32 protein-coding genes and 2 tRNA genes are annotated in these 19,397 nt (G+C 38.7%); 21 read left to right on the top strand and 13 right to left on the bottom strand.

The window, feature by feature from the left end; translation table 11 throughout:
- The first annotated feature begins 6 nt into the window (after positions 1–6).
- From DI060_RS04650 to DI060_RS04600, 11 genes are read left to right on the top strand one after another with little or no spacing between them, the layout of a single operon-like run.
- Positions 7–204, top strand: coding sequence for a hypothetical protein (locus DI060_RS04650; RefSeq protein ID WP_108974269.1), 198 nt, complete (start codon positions 7–9; stop codon positions 202–204).
- A gap of 1 nt (position 205) precedes the next feature.
- Positions 206–760, top strand: coding sequence for a hypothetical protein (locus tag DI060_RS04645; protein WP_108974267.1), 555 nt, complete (start codon positions 206–208; stop codon positions 758–760).
- A gap of 60 nt (positions 761–820) precedes the next feature.
- Positions 821–1,468, top strand: coding sequence for a hypothetical protein (locus DI060_RS04640; RefSeq protein WP_108974265.1), 648 nt, complete (start codon positions 821–823; stop codon positions 1,466–1,468).
- A gap of 60 nt (positions 1,469–1,528) precedes the next feature.
- Positions 1,529–2,332 (top strand): hypothetical protein, encoded by an 804-nt coding sequence (locus DI060_RS04635; RefSeq protein ID WP_108974263.1) that lies wholly within the window; start codon positions 1,529–1,531, stop codon positions 2,330–2,332.
- Position 2,333: 1 nt separating this feature from the next.
- Positions 2,334–2,984 (top strand): hypothetical protein, encoded by a 651-nt coding sequence (locus DI060_RS04630; RefSeq protein ID WP_108974261.1) that lies wholly within the window; start codon positions 2,334–2,336, stop codon positions 2,982–2,984.
- Between the two features lie 5 nt (positions 2,985–2,989).
- Positions 2,990–4,750, top strand: a complete 1,761-nt coding sequence (locus DI060_RS04625; protein ID WP_108974259.1) for a hypothetical protein — start codon at positions 2,990–2,992, stop codon at positions 4,748–4,750.
- A 1-nt stretch (position 4,751) separates the two neighbouring features.
- The gene (locus tag DI060_RS04620; RefSeq protein WP_108974256.1) at positions 4,752–5,036 is read left to right on the top strand and encodes a hypothetical protein; all 285 of its coding nucleotides are present in this window, start codon (positions 4,752–4,754) and stop codon (positions 5,034–5,036) included.
- Positions 5,008–5,538: a hypothetical protein gene (locus tag DI060_RS04615; protein WP_108974254.1), complete on the top strand. Its 531-nt coding sequence runs from the start codon at positions 5,008–5,010 to the stop codon at positions 5,536–5,538. Before DI060_RS04620 ends, DI060_RS04615 begins: the two co-directional genes overlap by 29 nt.
- 4 nt (positions 5,539–5,542) lie before the next feature.
- Entirely contained in the window at positions 5,543–6,034 is a 492-nt protein-coding gene (locus tag DI060_RS04610) for a M15 family metallopeptidase (RefSeq protein ID WP_108974252.1), read from the top strand.
- The gene (locus DI060_RS04605) at positions 6,031–6,378 is read left to right on the top strand and encodes a hypothetical protein (RefSeq protein ID WP_108974250.1); all 348 of its coding nucleotides are present in this window, start codon (positions 6,031–6,033) and stop codon (positions 6,376–6,378) included. Before DI060_RS04610 ends, DI060_RS04605 begins: the two co-directional genes overlap by 4 nt.
- Before the next feature lie 8 nt (positions 6,379–6,386).
- Positions 6,387–7,064 carry a hypothetical protein gene (locus tag DI060_RS04600; protein ID WP_108974248.1) on the top strand — a complete coding sequence of 226 codons (678 nt, stop codon included), beginning with the start codon at positions 6,387–6,389 and terminating at the stop codon, positions 7,062–7,064.
- Positions 7,065–7,146: 82 nt separating this feature from the next.
- Here DI060_RS04600 and DI060_RS18895 read toward each other — a convergent pair whose 3' ends face one another.
- Complete coding sequence (locus DI060_RS18895) at positions 7,147–7,305, bottom strand: hypothetical protein (RefSeq protein WP_167836916.1); 159 nt, start codon at positions 7,303–7,305, stop codon at positions 7,147–7,149.
- 366 nt (positions 7,306–7,671) lie between these two features.
- Positions 7,672–7,872, bottom strand: a complete 201-nt coding sequence (locus DI060_RS04585) for a hypothetical protein (protein ID WP_135354988.1) — start codon at positions 7,870–7,872, stop codon at positions 7,672–7,674.
- A gap of 225 nt (positions 7,873–8,097) precedes the next feature.
- On the opposite strand from DI060_RS04585, the gene DI060_RS04580 reads away from it, so the two are divergent.
- From DI060_RS04580 to DI060_RS04570, 4 genes are all read left to right on the top strand, one after another.
- Complete coding sequence (locus tag DI060_RS04580) at positions 8,098–8,832, top strand: hypothetical protein (RefSeq protein WP_108974239.1); 735 nt, start codon at positions 8,098–8,100, stop codon at positions 8,830–8,832.
- Positions 8,807–9,073, top strand: coding sequence for a hypothetical protein (locus DI060_RS04575; protein WP_135354986.1), 267 nt, complete (start codon positions 8,807–8,809; stop codon positions 9,071–9,073). The genes DI060_RS04580 and DI060_RS04575 overlap by 26 nt, the downstream gene beginning before the upstream one ends.
- Positions 9,051–9,203: a hypothetical protein gene (locus tag DI060_RS18890; protein ID WP_167836915.1), complete on the top strand. Its 153-nt coding sequence runs from the start codon at positions 9,051–9,053 to the stop codon at positions 9,201–9,203. The genes DI060_RS04575 and DI060_RS18890 overlap by 23 nt, the downstream gene beginning before the upstream one ends.
- A gap of 109 nt (positions 9,204–9,312) precedes the next feature.
- Positions 9,313–9,510: a hypothetical protein gene (locus tag DI060_RS04570; protein ID WP_108974235.1), complete on the top strand. Its 198-nt coding sequence runs from the start codon at positions 9,313–9,315 to the stop codon at positions 9,508–9,510.
- A gap of 70 nt (positions 9,511–9,580) precedes the next feature.
- On the opposite strand, the gene DI060_RS04565 is transcribed toward DI060_RS04570, so the two are convergent.
- Genes DI060_RS04565 through DI060_RS04555 form a run of 3 tightly spaced genes read right to left on the bottom strand, consistent with a single transcriptional unit; the run spans position 9,581 to position 10,900 of the window.
- Complete coding sequence (locus tag DI060_RS04565) at positions 9,581–10,081, bottom strand: protein-export chaperone SecB (RefSeq protein ID WP_108974233.1); 501 nt, start codon at positions 10,079–10,081, stop codon at positions 9,581–9,583.
- Entirely contained in the window at positions 10,063–10,491 is a 429-nt protein-coding gene (locus DI060_RS04560) for a hypothetical protein (protein ID WP_108974231.1), read from the bottom strand. Before DI060_RS04560 ends, DI060_RS04565 begins: the two co-directional genes overlap by 19 nt.
- Positions 10,484–10,900 (bottom strand): hypothetical protein, encoded by a 417-nt coding sequence (locus DI060_RS04555; RefSeq protein WP_108974229.1) that lies wholly within the window; start codon positions 10,898–10,900, stop codon positions 10,484–10,486. Before DI060_RS04555 ends, DI060_RS04560 begins: the two co-directional genes overlap by 8 nt.
- A 319-nt stretch (positions 10,901–11,219) precedes the next feature.
- Here DI060_RS04555 and DI060_RS04550 point away from each other — a divergent pair, with 319 nt between their 5' ends.
- Positions 11,220–11,408 carry a hypothetical protein gene (locus tag DI060_RS04550; RefSeq protein ID WP_135354985.1) on the top strand — a complete coding sequence of 63 codons (189 nt, stop codon included), beginning with the start codon at positions 11,220–11,222 and terminating at the stop codon, positions 11,406–11,408.
- Between the two features lie 46 nt (positions 11,409–11,454).
- Here DI060_RS04550 and DI060_RS04545 read toward each other — a convergent pair.
- The 4 genes from DI060_RS04545 to DI060_RS04530 form a co-directional block, all read right to left on the bottom strand.
- Positions 11,455–11,536 (bottom strand) — tRNA-Leu (locus DI060_RS04545).
- A 160-nt stretch (positions 11,537–11,696) separates the two neighbouring features.
- A complete protein-coding gene (locus DI060_RS04540) occupies positions 11,697–12,428 on the bottom strand; it encodes an SPOR domain-containing protein (RefSeq protein WP_108974224.1) in 732 nt (243 codons plus the stop codon).
- Positions 12,425–13,051, bottom strand: coding sequence for a dephospho-CoA kinase (gene coaE / locus DI060_RS04535; RefSeq protein ID WP_108974222.1), 627 nt, complete (start codon positions 13,049–13,051; stop codon positions 12,425–12,427). Before coaE ends, DI060_RS04540 begins: the two co-directional genes overlap by 4 nt.
- An 82-nt stretch (positions 13,052–13,133) precedes the next feature.
- On the bottom strand, positions 13,134–14,072 hold the full coding sequence (locus tag DI060_RS04530; RefSeq protein ID WP_108974220.1) for an alpha/beta fold hydrolase: 939 nt from the start codon (positions 14,070–14,072) through the stop codon (positions 13,134–13,136).
- Between the two features lie 73 nt (positions 14,073–14,145).
- Here DI060_RS04530 and DI060_RS04525 point away from each other — a divergent pair.
- Positions 14,146–14,218, top strand: a tRNA-Phe gene (locus DI060_RS04525).
- Between the two features lie 9 nt (positions 14,219–14,227).
- Here the strand turns inward: DI060_RS04525 and DI060_RS04520 are convergent.
- Positions 14,228–14,482 carry a hypothetical protein gene (locus DI060_RS04520; protein ID WP_108974218.1) on the bottom strand — a complete coding sequence of 85 codons (255 nt, stop codon included), beginning with the start codon at positions 14,480–14,482 and terminating at the stop codon, positions 14,228–14,230.
- A gap of 67 nt (positions 14,483–14,549) precedes the next feature.
- Positions 14,550–14,894 (bottom strand): hypothetical protein, encoded by a 345-nt coding sequence (locus tag DI060_RS04515; RefSeq protein ID WP_108974216.1) that lies wholly within the window; start codon positions 14,892–14,894, stop codon positions 14,550–14,552.
- Between the two features lie 129 nt (positions 14,895–15,023).
- On the opposite strand from DI060_RS04515, the gene DI060_RS04510 reads away from it, so the two are divergent.
- Both DI060_RS04510 and DI060_RS04505 read left to right on the top strand, forming a co-directional pair.
- On the top strand, positions 15,024–15,209 hold the full coding sequence (locus DI060_RS04510; RefSeq protein WP_108974214.1) for a YegP family protein: 186 nt from the start codon (positions 15,024–15,026) through the stop codon (positions 15,207–15,209).
- Positions 15,202–15,924, top strand: a complete 723-nt coding sequence (locus tag DI060_RS04505; protein ID WP_167836914.1) for an ankyrin repeat domain-containing protein — start codon at positions 15,202–15,204, stop codon at positions 15,922–15,924. The genes DI060_RS04510 and DI060_RS04505 overlap by 8 nt, the downstream gene beginning before the upstream one ends.
- Here the strand turns inward: DI060_RS04505 and DI060_RS04500 are convergent.
- A complete protein-coding gene (locus DI060_RS04500; RefSeq protein WP_108974210.1) occupies positions 15,908–16,429 on the bottom strand; it encodes a nucleoside 2-deoxyribosyltransferase in 522 nt (173 codons plus the stop codon). The genes DI060_RS04505 and DI060_RS04500 overlap by 17 nt on opposite strands.
- 84 nt (positions 16,430–16,513) lie before the next feature.
- On the opposite strand from DI060_RS04500, the gene DI060_RS04495 reads away from it, so the two are divergent.
- Together DI060_RS04495 and DI060_RS04490 are read left to right on the top strand one after the other, a co-directional pair.
- Complete coding sequence (locus tag DI060_RS04495; RefSeq protein ID WP_135354984.1) at positions 16,514–16,858, top strand: hypothetical protein; 345 nt, start codon at positions 16,514–16,516, stop codon at positions 16,856–16,858.
- Positions 16,859–16,873: 15 nt separating this feature from the next.
- Positions 16,874–17,305: a hypothetical protein gene (locus DI060_RS04490; protein ID WP_108974206.1), complete on the top strand. Its 432-nt coding sequence runs from the start codon at positions 16,874–16,876 to the stop codon at positions 17,303–17,305.
- Position 17,306: 1 nt separating this feature from the next.
- Here DI060_RS04490 and DI060_RS04485 read toward each other — a convergent pair whose 3' ends face one another.
- Positions 17,307–19,391, bottom strand: a complete 2,085-nt coding sequence (locus tag DI060_RS04485; protein ID WP_108974204.1) for a PP2C family protein-serine/threonine phosphatase — start codon at positions 19,389–19,391, stop codon at positions 17,307–17,309.
- Positions 19,392–19,397: the final 6 nt, after the last annotated feature.

Below are 19,397 nucleotides of genomic sequence, written 5' to 3'. Positions count from 1 at the left end.
GCGAAAATGAAGAAACCCAAACTCATTAAAATGCCTAAGCGTCCCAAGGAATCAGCCTCCGCTGAGGTATGGTTACGCTATGAGCAAAGAGTCAAATCCGTACAGGATAGGAATGCTAAGAAATTAGCTCCGTACTTGAAAGCCCAGTCGATTAAGGAACGAGTCAAGAAAAACGTTTCCAAAATCTCTGGCAAGGTGGCGTAAGATGTCTTTTAAAACAGAACTTATGTCAGGCGCAAAGATCGGAGGAGCTGCCTTTGTTGGTTATGCTCTCAATCGATTCCTTTCAACTATGGATTATGCAAAGCAGATCTTGAAAGAATCTCCGGAAACCGGAACAGTTCTTGTTTCAAGTGGGATCTCCGTGGCTGCGATCAAATTCCAAGGATCTGTAAAAGATAAGCTCGTTAGAGTTGGTCTAGTAGGTGGAAGCATTGCCGCTTCGATTCATCTTGCAACAAAGATACCTACGATTCAAAAGGCTCTTCCGGCAGGTATCGTAGATGCATTGTCAGGTGAAGAAGACTACGAGGAAATGTCTGGTGAAGAGTTGGAAAACCAAATCAATCAAGAGGTTGACTCTCGTATTAGAAAGGCCTTTCAAGATGGAAAGATCCAGTATGTTCAGCCAAGCAATAGTCAATTGTCTCTAGCTGGAAATGTAAATGAAACTCCAGAATTTGAATTAGATGGTGATCCTGATCCAATTTATTCTCTTGCTGGCACTGATTCGGATATCTATTCCGATATCGGAAAGTAGATCAAAAGAAGAAAAGAAATAGTTAAAGCCTAGTTAGGCAAGGAGAAGCAACAAATAACTATGGAAACACAAGCGAAAAAGAAAAAAGACCCGGTACGAGATGTAATCTCGTCCGGTAAACTCTTTGATACAAAACAATCTGTCTTCAAGTATGAAGCAGGTTCTACTAGAATCATTTTGTTTGGTGGTGAAGAGGTAAGAAAAAATTACCCTGGAAAGGCTCTTTACAATACGAATGGAAAGAACCCATTCGATGGAGCTGCGGGAAAGACATTAGGTTTGAAACTATACAGTTTTGGTCCTGATTTCACTCCTTTGAATCTAGCCGGTCCTGCAAACGATTATGCGCCGTTAAGCGCTTTAACCAAGCTTTTGAATCAGACAAAATTCAAAGTGACTCTTGGTAAAGATGAAGTGCGAAGCTTTCTTGCTATCGAAGCGCATGATCCTCTTCCTCAGATTCTTGGTTACCAAAAAGTTGGCAATGGTATCAGCCCATCCAATGAAACGGTAGCTGGATGGGTTTATCCTGAAGGTTCAATAGAAAATGAAAGAAATATCATTCGTCTTCCTTTGAATGTTGAGCAAGGCCAAACCTTCTCAATTATTGGTACACCTGAAGATGGTGTAACTCCAGGAAATACTCTTGTTGACTATTTGTTAGTTGGAAGACTCTTCGTGATCGAAGAGAAATCAGTTAACAAATAGCATTTAACCTTTTCCAGGGAGGCCAAGCTCCCTGGAATTCGAATTTTTGGGAAATAACATATGTCGGCAACTCAAATCAAAAATAAGTTCACATTATTATCTGGATACTCTAAGGCAATCGGAGCAAATTCCAATTCATTTCAGAGAGCAATTATATTAACTTCTAAGGTAAACATAAAGAAAAGAATCCATGGTATAGTACTACGGTACAAACCAGGATTGGAAGATGTTGGCTTCAATTTAGAAAGTAAATCGATAAAAAATCTAATCAGAGGTTATCTTCCTCTTTCAGTCATTGGTGCACCATATGGACAACCGGGATTTCATTGCTTTCCTCTGCTTGGCAGAAAGCCAATGATAGGATCTGGTGAAACAATTGAGATTAAACTCCAAACTCAGGCCGTTGGAATATCCGAAAAGGATGTATCTGTAAGTTTACTGGTAGAGGAAGTAGTTGAGGATGATCCTGAGTATGCAAAGAAGAAACCCTATTACTTTCTAGCAGGAAACTCTGATTCTGTTCTTCCTCAAAAAAACTCCCAAACTGCAATAACTCTGGCGAATTCTTTTGATACAGATATTCGAATCAATGGATGGATTTTAAGATATAAACCTGGTCTCGATAATGTAATGGTCGACTTAATTTCTTCGTCGATTCAACGGACAGGTGGAATCATTGAAGGATCAATGTCTCTAGCAGTAGCAGGCGCAATACATGGTTCTCCAGCGTACAATGTTTTTCCTATACCTGGCAAAAAACCGGTTCTTGGAGTAACAGATAACTTAGAAGTTCAATTAAGTACGAATAATGTTGGTGTAGATCCGAGAGATGTAGCTATTGCATTGGTCGTAGAGGAAATTTAGCATGTTAATTAACGTTTCTCATGCGTTTATATTTACTCAAAGTTTTAGACGTGAGAATGAACTTCCAGCACCAGATCATTTCTCGCGTTATACTGAGACAGCTTCTATCACAAAGGTAAATATTGAGAAAGCGAGAAATCTAAAAATAAGTAATCCTCTTTTTATGACTTATTATTTTAGATCAAAGCTTGCATTAGAAAATCCAGTTCAATTGGCTTTTCTTCTAGCGAATGAGAATATTGAGAGTGTATATAACGATGATTTCGATAAAATCATAGATCCAAACATTGGGATTTTCAATACCTTAATTTCTGCAAACTCAGATATTCCTCAGATCGCTCCAGAGGCTCTACAAACAAATTTTCCATTCCGTATCAATTACAAGGAGATTCCGGAGTTTGCAGACTTCCCTGCCAATTCACAAAACAATTACTTGGAGGCAACGACTGGAAAGATCGTACTTTCTAGAAAGGTGAAGAAACAGCTTGTAGGTGTATATATCGTTCAATCGAATACATTTTCTTCAACTGAAGAGATCCTGATTGAAAACACGAATGATTATGAGTTTTTGTATATCGTTCCTTTCTTACCTAAAATTCAACAAACTGAAATTGCTGTCGCAGGTAGAGTTAACTTTACCTTGGAGTATTAAAGAAAATGTCCTGGGAAGATAAAGCTACATTAGATGAGCTCTTACCGCAATTAGAAGCGTTAGCCGACTTTTGCGAAGCTAATTTTGATAATCCAGGACAGCCTGAACATTTTGACGCTACCTATAATGGATTTGATATCATAAATGATAAGCTTAAAACAATTGAAGAAGATATTTCTGATTTAAATACCGAATTAAACAATGAAGAAGCTGCAAGAATAAATGCAGATGCCATATTGCAAAATAATGTAGAGTTAATTTCTCAGCGTATAGATAACTTGTTGTATGATCCTATTCCAGAAACAGAAGTTTTAAATGGTTCAAGACAATACCTTAATGAATTTGTGGAAGTTTTTTCTACTGATCAAATAGATGGACTAACTCAAAAATTTGCATTTTTTACAAATGCTTTATCCGCAAAACTTTCTGATATTTTTGCGTCAGCCGGTACAGGACTAGTAATAGATAAATCCAATCCAGCGTTTCCTGTTATCATTCAAAACCGTCCATCTTATAATCAAATTCAGAATAAGCCCTCATCATTTCCATCATCGATACCTGAAGTTTCTGGACTCTCAAATGCTTTGGACTCAAAGGTTTCTCTCGATGCCGGAGGAAAGATTCCTGCTTCACTTCTTCCTAGCTACGTAGACGATGTATTAGAATTTTCTAATCTTGCAAGCTTCCCGGCTTCCGGAGAGTCTGGAAAGATCTACATTGCATTAGATACAAATCTATCTTATCGATGGAGCGGATCAGCTTATATACCGATTGTTTCTAGTCCAGGATCTACCGATTCATTAGCTGAAGGATCTATAAACAAATATTTTACAGAAGACCGGGTAAGGAATTCTATCTTAACCGGATTAACAGAAATTTCAGGAAATATTTTATCTTCCGATTCTATCTTATTGGCTTTCGGAAAAATAAAAAACTTCATTTCAAATTTTATCGTAAACGTTCTCAATGTAAACCTAACAGGTCTTTCAATCTTAACCGGTGGAAATATCACGGCTACCGATACAATCCTTGGAGCTCTAGGGAAGCTTCAGAATCAAATTTCAAATATTTTTTCTAGGCCACTTACAGGACTTAGTTTAACTTCCGGAGGAACGATCTCCGAAACAGATTCACTTTTACAAGCAATAGGTAAGCTTCAAAAACAGATTTCCGATCTTGAACTATCCTCCGATGGCTCAGAAGTTGGAGATATAAAATACACCATGCGAAATCAAACGTCTGGTAGGTGGCTATATGTCAGAGGAGGAACTATTGGAAATGATTCTTCCAATGCAACTGAACTTGCCAGTAACCAAGCATTAGATCTATTTTTATGGTTATGGAATAATTTCCCAAATTTAGTAGTGCGTAATTCTTCAGGAACAATTGTCACGCGGGGAGTAAGTGCATCGGCTGACTGGGCAGCCAATAGAACAATTCAGCTTTGGGATAGAAGGGGACGTTCTCCAAGGATCTGGGGTCAATCTGGAAATGGAAACAAAGCCAATGGACAGCCTTACAATGGTGGCAGTATTGGTGATTATGCTGATGATAAAATGCAGAGGTTTAGATTTGGTAAGGCTAACGGGATTCCGATTAGATCAACTAACGTAAATGCAGGTTCTGGAACAATCATTGAAATCATCACTGCCGATGGAAACTTAACAAACGATATTTTCCAAATCGAGGATGGAAATGGATCTCCAAGACTTGGTGACGAAACATCCCCGGCTACATATACGGAAAATTGCTGGATTCGATACTAACATGGAAAATATCAAAGACCTATATCCTTTAATTTCAATTCTTTCACTTGTATTAACTTACTTTGTACGTACTCAAGTTCAAATTAAAATCATGCAATTAGACAAGGAAATGACTAAGAAGATTTCCGGACTTGAGAAAGAATACAATGAAAAGATTCAAGAGATTCTTCTAAATAACAAAGAAGTAGAATCTACCGTTAAAGAAGTGAAAGGATTTGTATCCAAAATTTATGAATTATTAAGCAAAGGAAAAAAAGATGGCAATATTACCGCAAGATCAAAATAGATTTATTCAAACGATGCCCGAGGCTTCCTTTATTCCTGGATGGGATGTTCCATGGGAAGCAAATAGTAAGAATAGTGTTCCTCGATATGCTATTGATTACTCAGAGAGCGGATTGACTCAGCCAATTGGATTTTCCGTTGAGGAATTATCATATCTATCAAAATTCAAAAATTTGAAATTGAATCCGGAGCTGAAGAGAATTTCCTTCCAAGTTAAGCAAGGAACAGTATTCAAAAAATCCTTTACTACGAATTTATTTTCCACCGATCCGGATATAAACGACTTCAGGGATTTCATTTTATCCAAAAAGAGTAATCTTAAAAATTTAAAAGAATATGTATTTGAAGAAGGTGGTTGGGTAGATCCAGTTCGAGTAATTGCTGATGTAACCGGGAATAAAAAAGAAGATGTAAAGGCTGCGATTGATTGGACAAAGTTTCTTATTATCGGTGGAGGGATTGCTCTTATTTATTCTAAGTTAAAAGGTTCATCAAGAAAGTAGGAATATGAGTCTTGCTCTCGAACAAGTTGAGAATTCTATTGAGAAGGTAACTCCAAGATTAAAAAAATTTTGGTTAGATTTGCATTCTCTTATTCCAGAATCAAAACTATACGAAACGTATAGAACCAACGAAAGGCAAGAATATCTTTATGGCCAGGGAAGAACAAGATCCGGATCGATAGTCACTTATGCAAAAGCTGGCCACTCACCACATAATCATGGAATGGCTTTCGATATCGTTGGAGTAAACTTTTCTAAAAGAGAAAACGATATCAGAAAGCTCTTGGAAAAAAACTCAGATATAACTTGGGGAAAAGATTTCTGGAATATCGATCCGAAAACGAAAAAGAAAGTACGCTTCCCGGATGAGTCGCATTTTCAGATTAAGAATTGGAGACGATTTGTACCATCATTGAGTAATAAAGCAGCGATTACATTTCCACTAATCGCAATCATCGGATTTGCAATTTATAAAATAAGGAGTAAGCGAAAATGAAAGGACGATTCTATGTATATCTTCCAACAAATAAAAAGTACAACTATCCAAAGGCTGAGGGACTACTTTTTAACACACAAGAAAAAAGGTTTTCTTTTTTAGTGGATCTCGATGCTAGCGGAAAGGCCACCGGTGAAACGTCAGGAAGAGTTATCAGAGATTTTCAGAAGTTGAATCCGGGAATCTCAATCATTAAAGTTGAAACGAAAGCATTGAATACAAGTGTACCAATCGTGCAAACTCCTGTTAGAAATCAAGTTAAGCCCTCTGTAAAGAAAGATGACGATTCCTCCGGAATGGTGCTCGTAGCCGGACTTCTTATCATCGGTTCATTGTTGTTTTAAGAAAGCTTATGCCACTTTACACAGATACTTTTTTTACTCAGACAAAGTATAAAACTCAAAGAGATAATATTAATCCTTATACAATTGAGGATGGAATTGTTTATGATTTGAAAGGTAAGAAATTATTCTTACTAATAGACTTTGAAAAGTATGAGCATCTTCTCTTTGATAGAAGTTCTAAATGCTTCCTTTCTGCAGGTTCTATGTTTTGTGGAGCTCTAAAGGAAAAAGAAATAATCAAAGATGAAATCGATGAGGTCGCTTACGAGATTGCCTTAGATAATATTTTAAAGAAAGGTGAGACAAGATTTCATTGGGAAGCTCACAAAAGACTTTTAAATAATTTATTAAAAGACACTGACTTCACATTTGACTACGAGGTCTCCTCGATGTCTGGAATAATTGAGAGATCAGTAGAGGAAATGCCTTTTATGTGTTCGCTATATATAAAGCCTTGGTATCCTTCAGGGAAAGGACATTTAACTTTATTTAGTGGAAAAAGAAACAATTATGAAAATAAATTCATCGGTGGATTTCTGAAAGATCCTTTCGGTAAACTTCTTACCGGTTATAAGGACCATGATGGTGATAATTGTTTCATTCCAATTGAGGATCTACGAAAGGCAATTAAAGGACCGGCGAAAAGTCCATGTCATATAGGATTTATTAAAAAGAGGAAAAAATGAAAAGCGAAAATAAAATACTTCAATTCTTACAACGATTCGGAATAGTAATATTCTTTTTAGGATTTATTGCGGATGCGGTACTTCAATTCTTTGGAAAGGCTCCAATGGTATCTCTTACTGAATCGATGGGCTTCCCGGCTTTTTGGTCTTTATCAGTCATAGGACTCATCTTCATTGCATCACCAATCTTTCCTTTTGCTTGGGACAAATGGCAAAGGAGAAAATAATGAAAAGGATCCATTTTTACTTAGGTTTTTTGATTCTTTTATCTTTATTCTATTCTTGTACATCGATATCTAAATCTCCCGGATCTATCGCAAAACAAGTAGAACTTGTCAGAGACTTAGAAATCAAACTACCAATTGAAGACCGGCCAAGATATCAGAAATTTCTGAAGAACATTGTGGAAGAAGAAAGTATTCAAGATCGAACGATTGAAAGTACAAAGAGAGAGAGTGAGAAAAACTCTAAGCTGGCCATGAATGCATCGGAGGATGCCGGAAAATGGCAAGGGATAAGAAATACTTTCATAGCAATCGTTTCTATATTAATACTTTGTATTATTGGATATATAGTCTTTAGACTAGGAATTTTGAAGATCCCAATTCTAACCTAATTTCTTTTCGTCTTCAGTTAGATTCTCTACGAGCTCTGAAAGAAGGCGGAATTCTCTCTCTTCCTGATTTGATCTCTCTTTAAGTTTCAAAACATTCAGCCTTTTTACGTACAAATAATTTGTTTCTTTTGCCTTGTACAGAATTGAGCCTAGCACATCTGAGTCGGTAGGGTAGATCCCGTTTTGCCGCATGAATTCTTTTTTGTAATCATCCCATATTAAAATCAAATTATGTTCGCTTAACCTGGCTTGAATCCTGAGAGTTTTGTGCATAGAACGTAGTTATAACATAGTTTTCACTTGACAAGCTTAATAAAAATCTTTGAGTCACATAGTTAGAACATTGTTGGAACGATCTTTATACATTGTTTTAACGTTGTACAGACAATAAGCGAAGAAAAAAAGGACAATAATCAGATGATAAACTCAGACGAAGCTTTTCGATCGATGAAAACAGCTCACGGAAAAAGGAAAAGTGAGTATCCGGAATCCATATATACCTTTGAATTTTTTACCGAAACAGGAAAAACTATCGTCGATGGTGAAAATATTCCAACTTCCTTTAAAGTTTTGAATCATTTACTCAAACAGCCTTTATTTATTACTTATGAAATCAAAAAAGACGGTGAAGTATTTACAGCCGGTCAATTGAAAGTATTTGAACCGGAAGAAAAGGAAATAGCTCCACCTCCTCAAGTTATCGAAACTAGTCCTTTGGATATTATGAAGGCAACTTTCGAAATGAACCGACTTTACTCCGAGGATTTAGAACGAGTTACAAAAAAGTATTCTTCCAAGTTTGCAGAGTATGACCAAGAAGTTGAGCAAAGAATCAACAAGCAAAAAGAGGCATTGAATGAAAAGCTTGATACTATCGAGTATGCTAACAAACGGAAAATGGAGATCCAGCAAGAAGAGTTTGATTTGGAAAGAAAAAGATGGAATTTAGAGAAGGAGCAAATTTTAGCGAGAAGAAAGACTAGGGAAGAAAGATTTTCATTTGGTTCTGTCTTTGCTAAAGTGACTGAAGGCGCATTGGAAGCTTTGTCAGCGAATCCAGAGCAATCTATTAATCTTGCAATACATTTGGCCAAGATTGCCGGTAAAGCATGGCGTGGTGAAGCGATTGAAATCCCAGTCGAAAACTCATAAGATAGAAAGCGAACTTCCGAAGGGAAAGATTGCAATGGCAATTTTGACTGCGATTGCAAGAGAAGGATTTCCGTTTTTGCTTAAACGAATAGATCCTAAGATAAAAGAAGAAATAGAAAAGCTTCAATTATACATAGAGCAGACCGCCAAACAGGAAAAGATTAGGAAGAAGAATTTTCCGAATGCAATTATAGTAGAAGATTATAAGGTGATAGAAAATGACCAACGAACAGAAGATTAGTCGAATCATTGAAGTACTAGATAAAGTAGAGAGATTTGTTTCTGGTAAAATGCCAGGAGATGCCTTACTGAATCCTGAATTGAAAGCAATCAGGAAGGATATAAAAGAGTTAAAGAGCCAAGAGGCTTAAACAGTTGAACCAATTTCTGTTTGGAAAAGAAAGAAAGGTAGTCAGTTTGTTGAATCTTTAAAAAGAGGAGACCCGGCGGGGTTCTGATCAAAAATCCCGCCACTTGTTTATGAGAAAAAAAGAAGATCCCGATTCTATGGTGTTCTTGGAAAAATCTTCAAAAGAGATCATAGAAGATATTCACAAAATGAACGAATTATTTTTTGATCAGATTAAATTTCCAGATTTGTGGAACGATGAGGATGAGCCAGAGTATACTACAGAAGATCTGATATGGAAAAATCCAACTTTTAAAAAAAACATTTAAAAATTAATCTTATATAAAGATAACTACAAGAATTTAAATTTCTCCATAAATGTGTGATTTAGATACGAAACTACTCAACAACTCTAACTTCCATTGCTTCGCCGGCCTTTTTTGAGAGTTCATTAATATTTAATATAGGGAATAAGAATGCAGGAAAACCGGCTAGGGAGAGTAACAGAGTCATAGCAGCTCTGGCATAAGGAAATAATATAGTTGGTCCATTAATTTTAATGAGCCTCTCTTCAACCTCTAATGGAAGACGATTCTCATCAACGACACTAAACATCCCTGCAATACCAAGTTTTAAATCTATCATGCTCTCCGCTTTCTCGCGGTCTTCAATAGCTATTTCACTTTTATAAAATTTTACCTCAAGATTAAAACCAACGACATACAGCTTATCCGCCTTCAGAAACGTAGGCTCTCTTAAACCATAAGAAAACCAGACATTTACAAAATCCACCTGATTGTAATTTGCTAGTAGCTGAAGATAAGGCTTCATTTCTATATCCGCTTTATCAATCCTGTAGCTTTCGAATGCGATCGGGGCGATTATGCTGCTAGCTTCCATTCTTCACCAAAAATATCATAAAATGCTACCTCATTGTTTTCTGGGATCGAAATAATCGATTCAACTGAAAACTTTAGTTGAATTGAGCTAGTAATCGTTGTTTCGGCAACAGTCCGAAATGAGACAGTGTACTTATGAGCAAAGGCAGAAGAGATATTCTTTCCGCTTTCAATCTGATTTAATAGCCAAACTAAATAATCATAATCATTCTTATTTTTTAAAATTTTATCACCGATTAAATTTGCAAGATCTGTATCTTCTTCATTAAATTCAGAAGAAATCTCATCCAAATTACTTAATTTCTCGTAAGCTGTAGAGAAAGCTAATTCCGGTTCCAAATTTTTTATTCTTTCTTGCTCTAACTCAAACTTGATCCATTCAATTAAATAGGATTTTACTTTTTCATTCATGTTTATTAGACCAAAATAATCTAGTGCTCTCTAATGCATTTTTATATGATTGGTATTCCATTTCTTTCGTGGGGCAAACCAGAATGCCCGAACCGTTTTTTTTCGAGATTCTTGTCAAGAGTTCGTTTTCTAACAATTTCGTCTTAATGTAAAAGTAAGTTAGTAATTTTCCACCAAAATTTCTTTTTTCTTCCATATGTCTGAGATTCCTGACTTCCGAAACGGACATTCCTCCAGTGTTCGGAAATACCCTTCCATCCAAGGAAACGTCAATATCTACATTTTTTTCATTGTTTTGATTTTCACCATTTATACTTATTCTTACCCCTAGTTCCCCTAGGCGTTCACCAGTTAAGGGATAGCCATCTTCACAGGAAACCATCAGCCTAAAAACTGAATCATCCTTCATTGGATTTAACTATGATCCTTAATCTCGATAACATTAATATCTAATTTGCAAAATTGTTAAGATAAGAATCGAATCCCTTCAACTAACGTCTACAAAAAAACGATTTTCCCCTTTCAGGATTCGAAATTTCTCCACCACTTCTGGGTAGGGGGAGAATGCTCCCGGATTGGTTTTTTTTGAATCTGGCCAATTTTGCTAAAATGACGACATGACGACATGTTTAAAAAAAAAGTAAAAAGATTATAAAAGTTTAACATTTTTAATTGCATTTTTTCTTGTTATGTTTCATTATGTATCTATCCTAAAAGGAGGTAAAATCGTGGCTGTTACCAAAGATACTCAAATCGGAGCCAAGTTTGAACAGAAAATTGTCTCTGAAATTGATAAATATGCCGCATTGCATGAAATGGATAGATCTAAAGTAATCCGTTTGGCAGTGAAGCAATTTCTTGGGTTAACGCCTTCTAATCAACCTAGTCAAAAAGGAAAGTTAAGTAAGGTAGGTTAATCTTTTTTTCTGGTGGGGTTAAAGAACCTTGGTCTCGCATAAGAACTGCGGGCGGAGGGACTTGAACCCCCACGCCTCACGGCGCCAGAACCTAAATCTGGTGCGTCTGCCAATTTCGCCACGCCCGCAAATGCTTTATAGGCAGGATTTCAAAATCATGTCCCTTGTCTATTCTGTTTTTCAAGGAACGCTTGAGAGCCCTCGGAGAAAAAGAAAGGGTCTTTCTTTGCGAAGTCTCGCAGAGAAAAACCCGAATGCCAAGGTTGCTATATGTAGGAAAGAGCTATTTTAATGCAGAGGTATGAACGAAACTACCATCGACTTCCCTCGGACATCTAGTGGTAGTTTTTGTTGGATTTTTTTCAAAGAATCCTTATCCGAAGTTTTGCCCATTTGAACAACAAAGTATCCGTTTTTAAAGACTATGAAGGCCTTCGCTTTTGTTGAGCTTTGGTTAACTTTCGTGAGAAGAGACTCCGCGGCTTCTCTTTGTCCGAAAGCGCCCAATTGTAGAGTATATAGTTTTTGTTTAGCCTCGGCTTCTGGTGCAATTGCCTTTTTTTCCTTTTTGGGAGCTACATTCTTCAGAGCTACTTCTTTCTTTTTGTGGCTCGTTTCCTTTCTGGAAACAGACTGTTTGTTCAAATCAATGACATGGCTCTTGGCTTCTTCCTCTTCGTCTTTGGCTGTGGAGGTCTCCGCATAATAAGGGTTTGTGTTTGTTTGGCCCTGGTTTACATCCGCCAAGGGCACTTCCATACTCACATTGGATTTCGGATTGGAAACGACCATCTCTTCTGTTCGGTTGGTTTGGTTCTGGCTAGCCAAAGCAAGGTTTTCTTGTTTGGGCAATTCTACATTTTCCTGTGGGGGAAGTGTACTTGCTGAGATCTCTTGGCGGCCTTTACCTACCGATACTCCCAAGAAAAATACCGAGAAAAACAGTGCGAATAGAAAGAGAGAAAGGATCCCTATCCTTTGTTTATCTAAATTGATGACATAAAATACACGTTCTTTCATAAGCTAACCTTAGTTTTGTTTTTTATTTCTTGGAATACTAACCATGAGGATTTTTTTAGGTCCTCTATAGAATTATCGTTCGGAATGGAAAATTGGGAGAGAGCCTTTTTCTCCTCAATTGGCAATTGGGTAGCCTTTCTTTTCTCGTAGTCTTCCCTTGTCATTCCGCCTCTCTGGATGGCCCGCTCTTGTGCAATCTCAGGGCTTGTGTAGACACAAACAGTAAAATCGCAGAGTGTATGAGCATCCGTTTCAAAGAGGAGAGGCACTTCCCAGGCAACGAGACTTTCTCTCTCTAGGCTTTGGATTTTCCGTTTAAATTCCTTTCGGACCAAGGGGTGTATCAATTCGTTGAGTTTAGAAAGTAGGTTTGGGTCTGAGAAGGCTAAGTCCGCGATCTTTTGTTTGATTGGATTACCCAAGGAATCAAAGATCTCGCTACCAAAAATAGCGCGAAGTTCGCCTTTTATCGGAGAATCAGGGTCCGTAAACCCTTTGGCGATTTCATCAGAGCTGATCCTGAATGCTCCAAAGGACTCAAAGAGTTTTGCAACCGTAGATTTACCGGAGCCAATGCTACCCGTAATCCCGATCAAGTAAACTCTGTCCTCTGCATAAGCCATGAGGCTTATAACATTTTTTCTAAGCCAAAGTACAAGTTTTTTTTAAACCGATCTTAAAAAAAATGCTCAATTTTTTGAAGCATTAGGGGGAGGAATGAGCTATGTTAGATTGCCATTTTAGCCAATGTTCGGCGACCTCCCTGGGAGATTCAATCATAGGCGCATGGCCCATTTCGGGTAAGATGATTAACTGTTGTTTGGACTTAATTTTTTTTACCAAAACTTCTGTAGAAGAAACATGGATAATTCGGTCTTCCTTTCCCCAGATGATACAGGTTGGTGCTTTGATTTTATTCAACACACTTTCTAGAAGAAAAGGATCCTTTCGTATTTGAGTGAAAATCCCTTCGTTCCAATCTCTATTTTGGATCGCCCTATTTGTGAAGTACGTTTTTAAGGGTCCAGGAATGTAGGGTGGTTTTACAAAGCTGAAGGCAAGAAGACGGTCAAAGTCCTCTACTGAACCGACTAACAAGGGGTTGGGTTTGCCTGCTTGGAGGAGGTTTGCTAGTTCACTTGGTACCGGACTTTTCACGCCTGCTGTATTGATTAATGTTAAACTCAATACATCTTCTGGGTAAGTCGCTGCATAGTAGCCAGCAATAGCTCCCCCCATCGAATTCCCTACGATATGGAAGGATTTAAGCCCTAAGGATTTCACAAATTCATGCAAACGCTCTACTTGGTGTTTGATATCATAGGATTGGTTGGGTAGACGGTCATTTTCCCCAAATCCCGGTAGGTCTGGTGAAATGATACGATAATCGTCAGAGAGAGTCCTTACAAACCGAGTCCAGTGATCCTTGTCACCACCAAATCCATGTATGGTGAGAATGGTTTCCTTTCCTTCGCCACCCTCTAAATAGACCCATTTGAATTCGCCCACTTGAAGACTTTGTTTGGAAAGGTCCGAGCGCGAGCGCTCCCATGTAAGTCCTGTTTTGTGGAGTAGGGATGCGCAATTAAAAAATGTAAGACTTAACCCGAAGAGGATAGAAAATCGAAAGCTGTTTTTGTTCATACCGTGATTCCAGAATAATTTATGAAAGGATCGTTGACAATGGAAGCCCTTTTCTTACCTTGGCTTTAACCGCGGCCCTGTAGCTCAGTCGGTAGAGCAGAGGACTGAAAATCCTCGTGTCGGCAGTTCGATTCTGTCCGGGGCCAAGGTTACCTTCATTTTTTCTTCTCTTCTCCCATCTGCCAAAGTCCTAAAAATTCATTTTCTTCCACTTTCTTACATAGTTCAGGCTTATAGAGTTTTTTTACAGGAGGTTTTGGGTAAATGTGAATCTCATCATTGTCAGGAATGAATGTCAACATCCTTAAAATGGTATCTTGTCCTTCAATTTCATACATGGTATAGGACATACCCTTCGATGGTATGATCTGGCTTGTTTCTAAATAGCGTAGTGATGATCCCTCTGGCATGTGTTTATGCTCCCAAACCGAAAGCAAGAAGGCAATCCAAATCTAGCACCACATTTAAAATTTATGGCTATCGGCCTTGAAAAATACTTCCAATTGGAATTGGGTTAGCGGTTGTTTGGTGAGACCGCCCTTCTTGGGAACGATTTTGCAGTTTTTCGCGAAGGGTATATTCCCGTAGCGATCGTCCCTGGAAACTTCCTTGTCCGTGCTGAACTTGGTAAAATAAAAAAGGATCCTCTGCATAGTAGGGATAGGCGCCAATGGCTATGGAAGATTCCCTTGGACCTATGGACTTTGCTCGGACTTGGCTTTCGGGAAGAAAGGGGTCATGTTGGATGACCTCTCTCTCGGATGCAGTACGGCATTGTATGAGAGTGGCAAAAAACGCAAGTGCTATCAACAGAAGTTTCATACTATTTAGTATAGTCTTGTTTTGATTCTAAATCCATGAGTACTTTCTTCCCAATGTGGAAATCCCCTAGGACTTTTTCTGCTTGAATTGCGCCAATCTAACGTCTACGCTTGGGCACTGGGGGTATCCATGGCAGCAAAATTTGAAGTGTACCAAGACAAAAAGGGTGAGTATCGGTTTCGACTTAAGGCAGGGAATGGGGAAGTGATCGCTTCGAGCGAAGGTTATTCTTCCAAACAAGCTTGTTTGCAAGGCATTGAGTCCGTGAAAAAAAATGCGGCAGATGCGAAGGTAGAAGAGCTCTCTGGTGATTGAAAACGGAATCAAACAAACGGAGGCAGAAACCCTCCGTAAAATTTTAGAAACCGGAAATCGTGACGAACTGTTAAAATTTAGAAAGGTCTCCGTGGGTTCTTGGGAACGTTTGCAATTCCCTGACTTGGGAATCCATGGTTGGTCTGCCTTACATTTTGCAGTGAAATACCAAAATTTAGAGCTCTGTGAATGTTTGCTAACATCGGGTATGGACCCAAACATCCAAGAATACCAAGATGACGCAACTCCTCTTCACTATGCGGTTGCCTGCAACCGTAGGGATCTGGTCCAAATGCTCTTGGATAATAAAGCAAATCCTGACCTCCAAAAAGTAGATGGTGATACGGCACTGATCCAGGCAAGTTCCGATGGCTTGCAGGAAATCGCCAATCTCCTCATTGCTAGGGGAGCCGATTTGAATATCCAGGATTCCTTGGGCTGGACCGCCTTGCTTTGGGCATCTACCAATGGGCACACGGCCATTGTACAGAGCATCGTCTCGCAAAAGATCAAATCACACCAAGCGGAGTCAGAGGCTGATCGAACAGCCCTTCTCATTGCAACCTCAGTAGGTAACCTTGATATCGCAAAACTCCTTGTCCATGAAGGTTTTGACTTTGGAGGACTCGAATACCAAAAGGCCTTGATGTTAGCAGCCAACAATGGTCATAGTGAGATCGTAGATCTACTTCGCAGCTTTAGTTTTCCGCTCTAATCCTATCCAACAAAATCTCTAAGTTTCCCTCAACAAGCTTTCCGCCAGATCCATAGATCGCCATCTCAATCATCAAATTCACAGAATTCCCGAAATCCTCATTCACCAAAAATCCATCTTGGTCAATTTCGTAGCCAGATGCATGGGGTTTTGTGGCTATCTTTCGTGGAACCATTTGGAGCAAAGGTCTAAGCAATTTAGCAAAGCCATAAATGGTTTTTCCAGAATGAAAGGCATACCCTATCTCGAATGAAGTACCATCATCCACAAGGGCACCGCGAAATTGGGTGAGATCGGCAATGATGAGATCTGAAGCATCGATCAAACGACAGTTGTTTTCAAATATCCACCTTGCCTTCTGCAAACCTATCTCTTCACTTGGATTTCCATCAAAAGGACAAACAGCGTTCAAAGAGTATTGTTTGCAGATCTGTTTTGCCCGAGCAAAGTAGGCTTGGGCATCAGGAAGAAATACCTGTGGACCAGCCAAATATACTTGCTTCAATTGATTCCTCACCAAACAAAAGTTTTACTAATTTTAAAGAAAGAAAATACTTGTTTGGATTTTTCTCATATCTATACTTGGAATATGAAACAATCTAGTTTTTTACTTTGCATTCTGCTTTTTTTTTCCAGCTGCGTATCGAGTGAAAAGGCAACTAAATTCAACGCTATGCCCGCCGTAACAGAGAAACCCGATCATTACCTTCGGACAACTTCCTATGGCCTAAATGTTTTTGTGTTCTTCCCACTCAGACGAAATGCCGAATTTCCAGAGGCATTGGAATCATTCTCTGAAATCGCTAAAAAGAACAAAGGCTCAAAATTTCGACTCATTCAAAAAGAAACCACTAAGTGGGCTCTTCTCCTTCCTCCCATTTCGCTTGTGCTTACTCCAGTTGTCACTGAGCTAGTGGGAGAGGTGTATGATTGAGGCAAGGAAACATATATGCAATTAGATTTAAATGAAAAAGAAATCCACCAACTACTAGAGGCAGTCTCTGTTTACGAGTGGATCGTCAATTCCGTTCACGATGAAAGTGATCCTGGAGTTGATGAATTTTGCCAAAGTATCTTCCAAAAAATCAAAAAGGTAGCTCCAGAGGCGCCGATTGAAAAAGGAGAAGACCAGTTACTAACATTGTCTGAGGAAGTCTTCCAAAGTTTGCATGACGATTACATTGAGCCATACAATGAATTTCATTTTTGGTCAGACTTGGCCTATGAACTAGGAATGCGAGATCTGAGCAAAAAGGTTTCGGAAAGCCAACTCACTCAAATGTCAGAAGAAGAGCGGGACTTAAAGTTAGATTCTGAGATTGAAAGTTATGAAAAAGAATTCGAAAGCCATGGAGTGGAAAGACTCTATATTAAAAAATAATTTATAGATGTTCAAAGAGCAAGAGGGTGGTATCATCCTCTTGTGCATTCGCTCCTCTAAAGTTTGTTAAAGCAGAGGTGATATCTTTCATTGTATTGTCAGTGGTACTAGCTATGTTTTTTGCCATGAGATCCATCACTCGTTCTAAACCAAATTCCTCTCGATTCGTATTTTTTTGTTCTACGATCCCATCTGTGAAGAGAAAGAGCCTATCTCCTTTTTGGAAAGGTATGATTTTCTGAGAGTATTCCTGCTCTTTTTTGAGACCAATGATATTCCCAGTCCTTGTCAAAAGTTGAGTTCCATTCTGTTTAGAATCTAAGATTTGGTCAGGATGTCCCGCAGAGGTATAGTAAAGTTTGCTCAGTCGGGTATCGATATCGACCAAAAAGCAGGTAAACACTATCTTCAAACCCGAGAACTTATTCTGTATCTTTTGGTTGAGGTGCCCAATTAGATCATCCGTTTTTGTAACAAATTTTTTGATCGCCTCATACTCAGATTTGATAGCCATCGTATATAAAGCTGCCTGGATTCCATGCCCAGTCGCATCTGCTAAAAAGATCCTAGTGATTCCCGTATCCAATTCAAAAACATCATAAAAATCTCCGCCAACATCATCCTGAGGTTCAAAGTGTAACTGATAAGAGAGAGATGGGTATTGGATGTCTGGAGCCGGTAAAATCTTCTGCTGGATTTTTTTTGCCAGTTGCAGATCTTTTTTCAGCCTTTGTAAAGTGCTGTTCAATTGTGAAGTACGGTCTGTAACGATCGATTCTAAATTTTCTGTTAACGCAACTAAAGACTCATTAGAGATTTTCAAACTTTCAGCCAATTCTTCCGCTCGTGTAAAGGCGCTGGCAATCCTACTGGAGAGTATAAGGGATTGGAAAAAAATAAATACCAAAAGTCCATACGGAGTTAAAGAGATCCCCCGAGAGTTGAGGCTATGCCGAATGATGTCACTAGCAACACAAGTTGCCAGTACGCACAATCCTGCAAAAAACAATCTGGCATTTGGCCTACGATTTCTTACGGCACCCAAGTTCACATGAATCACCGCAAGGATAGTAACAAAGGCGATCAATTGGAATCCAAATAATAAAATGGTATAGATAGAGACAGGAAGCACCAAAGTAAGAACATAAAAAAAGGAAGAATAGAGAATCCAACGGATTAGCCGATGGTTTGCATCCAAGGGAAATAAATTTCCGATGAATAGAATACTTACCGGAATGGCCAGATAGTAGGATAAAAATTCTAATCGAAACGCAATTTGCCAGGATAGATCAGGCAGCAGATCAAAGATAAAACGATTTCCTGTGCAGGCAATCCTAAGTCCCAATAAAAAACAAAGGATAGCAAAATAGAAAATAGACTTTTCTTTCCTGCGGTAGAAGTACAAGCCCGAATGGTAAAAGCCGATAATCAAAACAGCACCTAACAGAAATAAATCTCTGGCAGTGGAGATCAGCCTTTGGCGGTCCAGAGCAAATTTATTTCCTATGCTCGGTTTGTCCCAAAAGCCTCCAAAGTTATTTTGGTAGTTTGAAATATGAAAAACGATTTCTATGTTTTCTGAATCAGGGATGAGAGTGTAATACTTTGCTTGGATTTTCGGAACCTCATCAAACCGATTGATACCAGGTTTCCCTTGCCCGCCTAACAAAACTCCGTTTGCAAACACGCGGTAGGCAGATGCTACGTCCGGTACGTAAAACCTCAGTTCTTGGCCCACGGTCTCTTTGTTTACAATCAAAAAACAACGGATGGTTACATGTGCAAGCCTTGGCAATTCTTTCCCTGAGACTTCTTGTCCCTGCCAAGATTCTTGAAAGTTTAAATAGGCAGTTAGGGATTTTTCCCCATGAAAGGGAGGGTAGTGGAGTTCGTTGAAGTAGAGTTCGCAATCTCCTTGGAAAGGAACCACCGTATCTTCTCCAAAGGGAACCTTGCTTAGGTCCATGGTGCCCTTTCGGAATAGAATTTCTTCTGATTCGAGATCTTCCCAGGTCTCACATGACAAGAGGAGAGGCAAGATGAGAAAGAGTAGAAAAATCCTTTTGACAAATTGAACTCTTCTCATAGGTAC

This window comes from Leptospira ryugenii (genome assembly GCF_003114855.1).
Lineage (GTDB): Bacteria > Spirochaetota > Leptospiria > Leptospirales > Leptospiraceae > Leptospira_A > Leptospira_A ryugenii.
This window is presented reverse-complemented; position numbering and strand designations above follow the sequence as displayed.

Coding starts and splice junctions, on each gene's coding strand:
- DI060_RS04650 (WP_108974269.1), top strand. CDS start 7: ATGAAGAAACCCAAACTCATTAAAATGCCTAAGCGTCCCAAGGAATCA.
- DI060_RS04645 (WP_108974267.1), top strand. CDS start 206: ATGTCTTTTAAAACAGAACTTATGTCAGGCGCAAAGATCGGAGGAGCT.
- DI060_RS04640 (WP_108974265.1), top strand. CDS start 821: ATGGAAACACAAGCGAAAAAGAAAAAAGACCCGGTACGAGATGTAATC.
- DI060_RS04635 (WP_108974263.1), top strand. CDS start 1,529: ATGTCGGCAACTCAAATCAAAAATAAGTTCACATTATTATCTGGATAC.
- DI060_RS04630 (WP_108974261.1), top strand. CDS start 2,334: ATGTTAATTAACGTTTCTCATGCGTTTATATTTACTCAAAGTTTTAGA.
- DI060_RS04625 (WP_108974259.1), top strand. CDS start 2,990: ATGTCCTGGGAAGATAAAGCTACATTAGATGAGCTCTTACCGCAATTA.
- DI060_RS04620 (WP_108974256.1), top strand. CDS start 4,752: ATGGAAAATATCAAAGACCTATATCCTTTAATTTCAATTCTTTCACTT.
- DI060_RS04615 (WP_108974254.1), top strand. CDS start 5,008: ATGGCAATATTACCGCAAGATCAAAATAGATTTATTCAAACGATGCCC.
- DI060_RS04610 (WP_108974252.1), top strand. CDS start 5,543: ATGAGTCTTGCTCTCGAACAAGTTGAGAATTCTATTGAGAAGGTAACT.
- DI060_RS04605 (WP_108974250.1), top strand. CDS start 6,031: ATGAAAGGACGATTCTATGTATATCTTCCAACAAATAAAAAGTACAAC.
- DI060_RS04600 (WP_108974248.1), top strand. CDS start 6,387: ATGCCACTTTACACAGATACTTTTTTTACTCAGACAAAGTATAAAACT.
- DI060_RS18895 (WP_167836916.1), bottom strand. CDS start 7,305: ATGGATCCTTTTCATTATTTTCTCCTTTGCCATTTGTCCCAAGCAAAA.
- DI060_RS04585 (WP_135354988.1), bottom strand. CDS start 7,872: ATGCGGCAAAACGGGATCTACCCTACCGACTCAGATGTGCTAGGCTCA.
- DI060_RS04580 (WP_108974239.1), top strand. CDS start 8,098: ATGATAAACTCAGACGAAGCTTTTCGATCGATGAAAACAGCTCACGGA.
- DI060_RS18890 (WP_167836915.1), top strand. CDS start 9,051: ATGACCAACGAACAGAAGATTAGTCGAATCATTGAAGTACTAGATAAA.
- DI060_RS04570 (WP_108974235.1), top strand. CDS start 9,313: ATGAGAAAAAAAGAAGATCCCGATTCTATGGTGTTCTTGGAAAAATCT.
- DI060_RS04565 (WP_108974233.1), bottom strand. CDS start 10,081: ATGGAAGCTAGCAGCATAATCGCCCCGATCGCATTCGAAAGCTACAGG.
- DI060_RS04560 (WP_108974231.1), bottom strand. CDS start 10,491: ATGAATGAAAAAGTAAAATCCTATTTAATTGAATGGATCAAGTTTGAG.
- DI060_RS04555 (WP_108974229.1), bottom strand. CDS start 10,900: ATGAAGGATGATTCAGTTTTTAGGCTGATGGTTTCCTGTGAAGATGGC.
- DI060_RS04540 (WP_108974224.1), bottom strand. CDS start 12,428: ATGAAAGAACGTGTATTTTATGTCATCAATTTAGATAAACAAAGGATA.
- coaE (WP_108974222.1), bottom strand. CDS start 13,051: ATGGCTTATGCAGAGGACAGAGTTTACTTGATCGGGATTACGGGTAGC.
- DI060_RS04530 (WP_108974220.1), bottom strand. CDS start 14,072: ATGAACAAAAACAGCTTTCGATTTTCTATCCTCTTCGGGTTAAGTCTT.
- DI060_RS04520 (WP_108974218.1), bottom strand. CDS start 14,482: ATGCCAGAGGGATCATCACTACGCTATTTAGAAACAAGCCAGATCATA.
- DI060_RS04515 (WP_108974216.1), bottom strand. CDS start 14,894: ATGAAACTTCTGTTGATAGCACTTGCGTTTTTTGCCACTCTCATACAA.
- DI060_RS04510 (WP_108974214.1), top strand. CDS start 15,024: ATGGCAGCAAAATTTGAAGTGTACCAAGACAAAAAGGGTGAGTATCGG.
- DI060_RS04495 (WP_135354984.1), top strand. CDS start 16,514: ATGAAACAATCTAGTTTTTTACTTTGCATTCTGCTTTTTTTTTCCAGC.
- DI060_RS04490 (WP_108974206.1), top strand. CDS start 16,874: ATGCAATTAGATTTAAATGAAAAAGAAATCCACCAACTACTAGAGGCA.
- DI060_RS04485 (WP_108974204.1), bottom strand. CDS start 19,391: ATGAGAAGAGTTCAATTTGTCAAAAGGATTTTTCTACTCTTTCTCATC.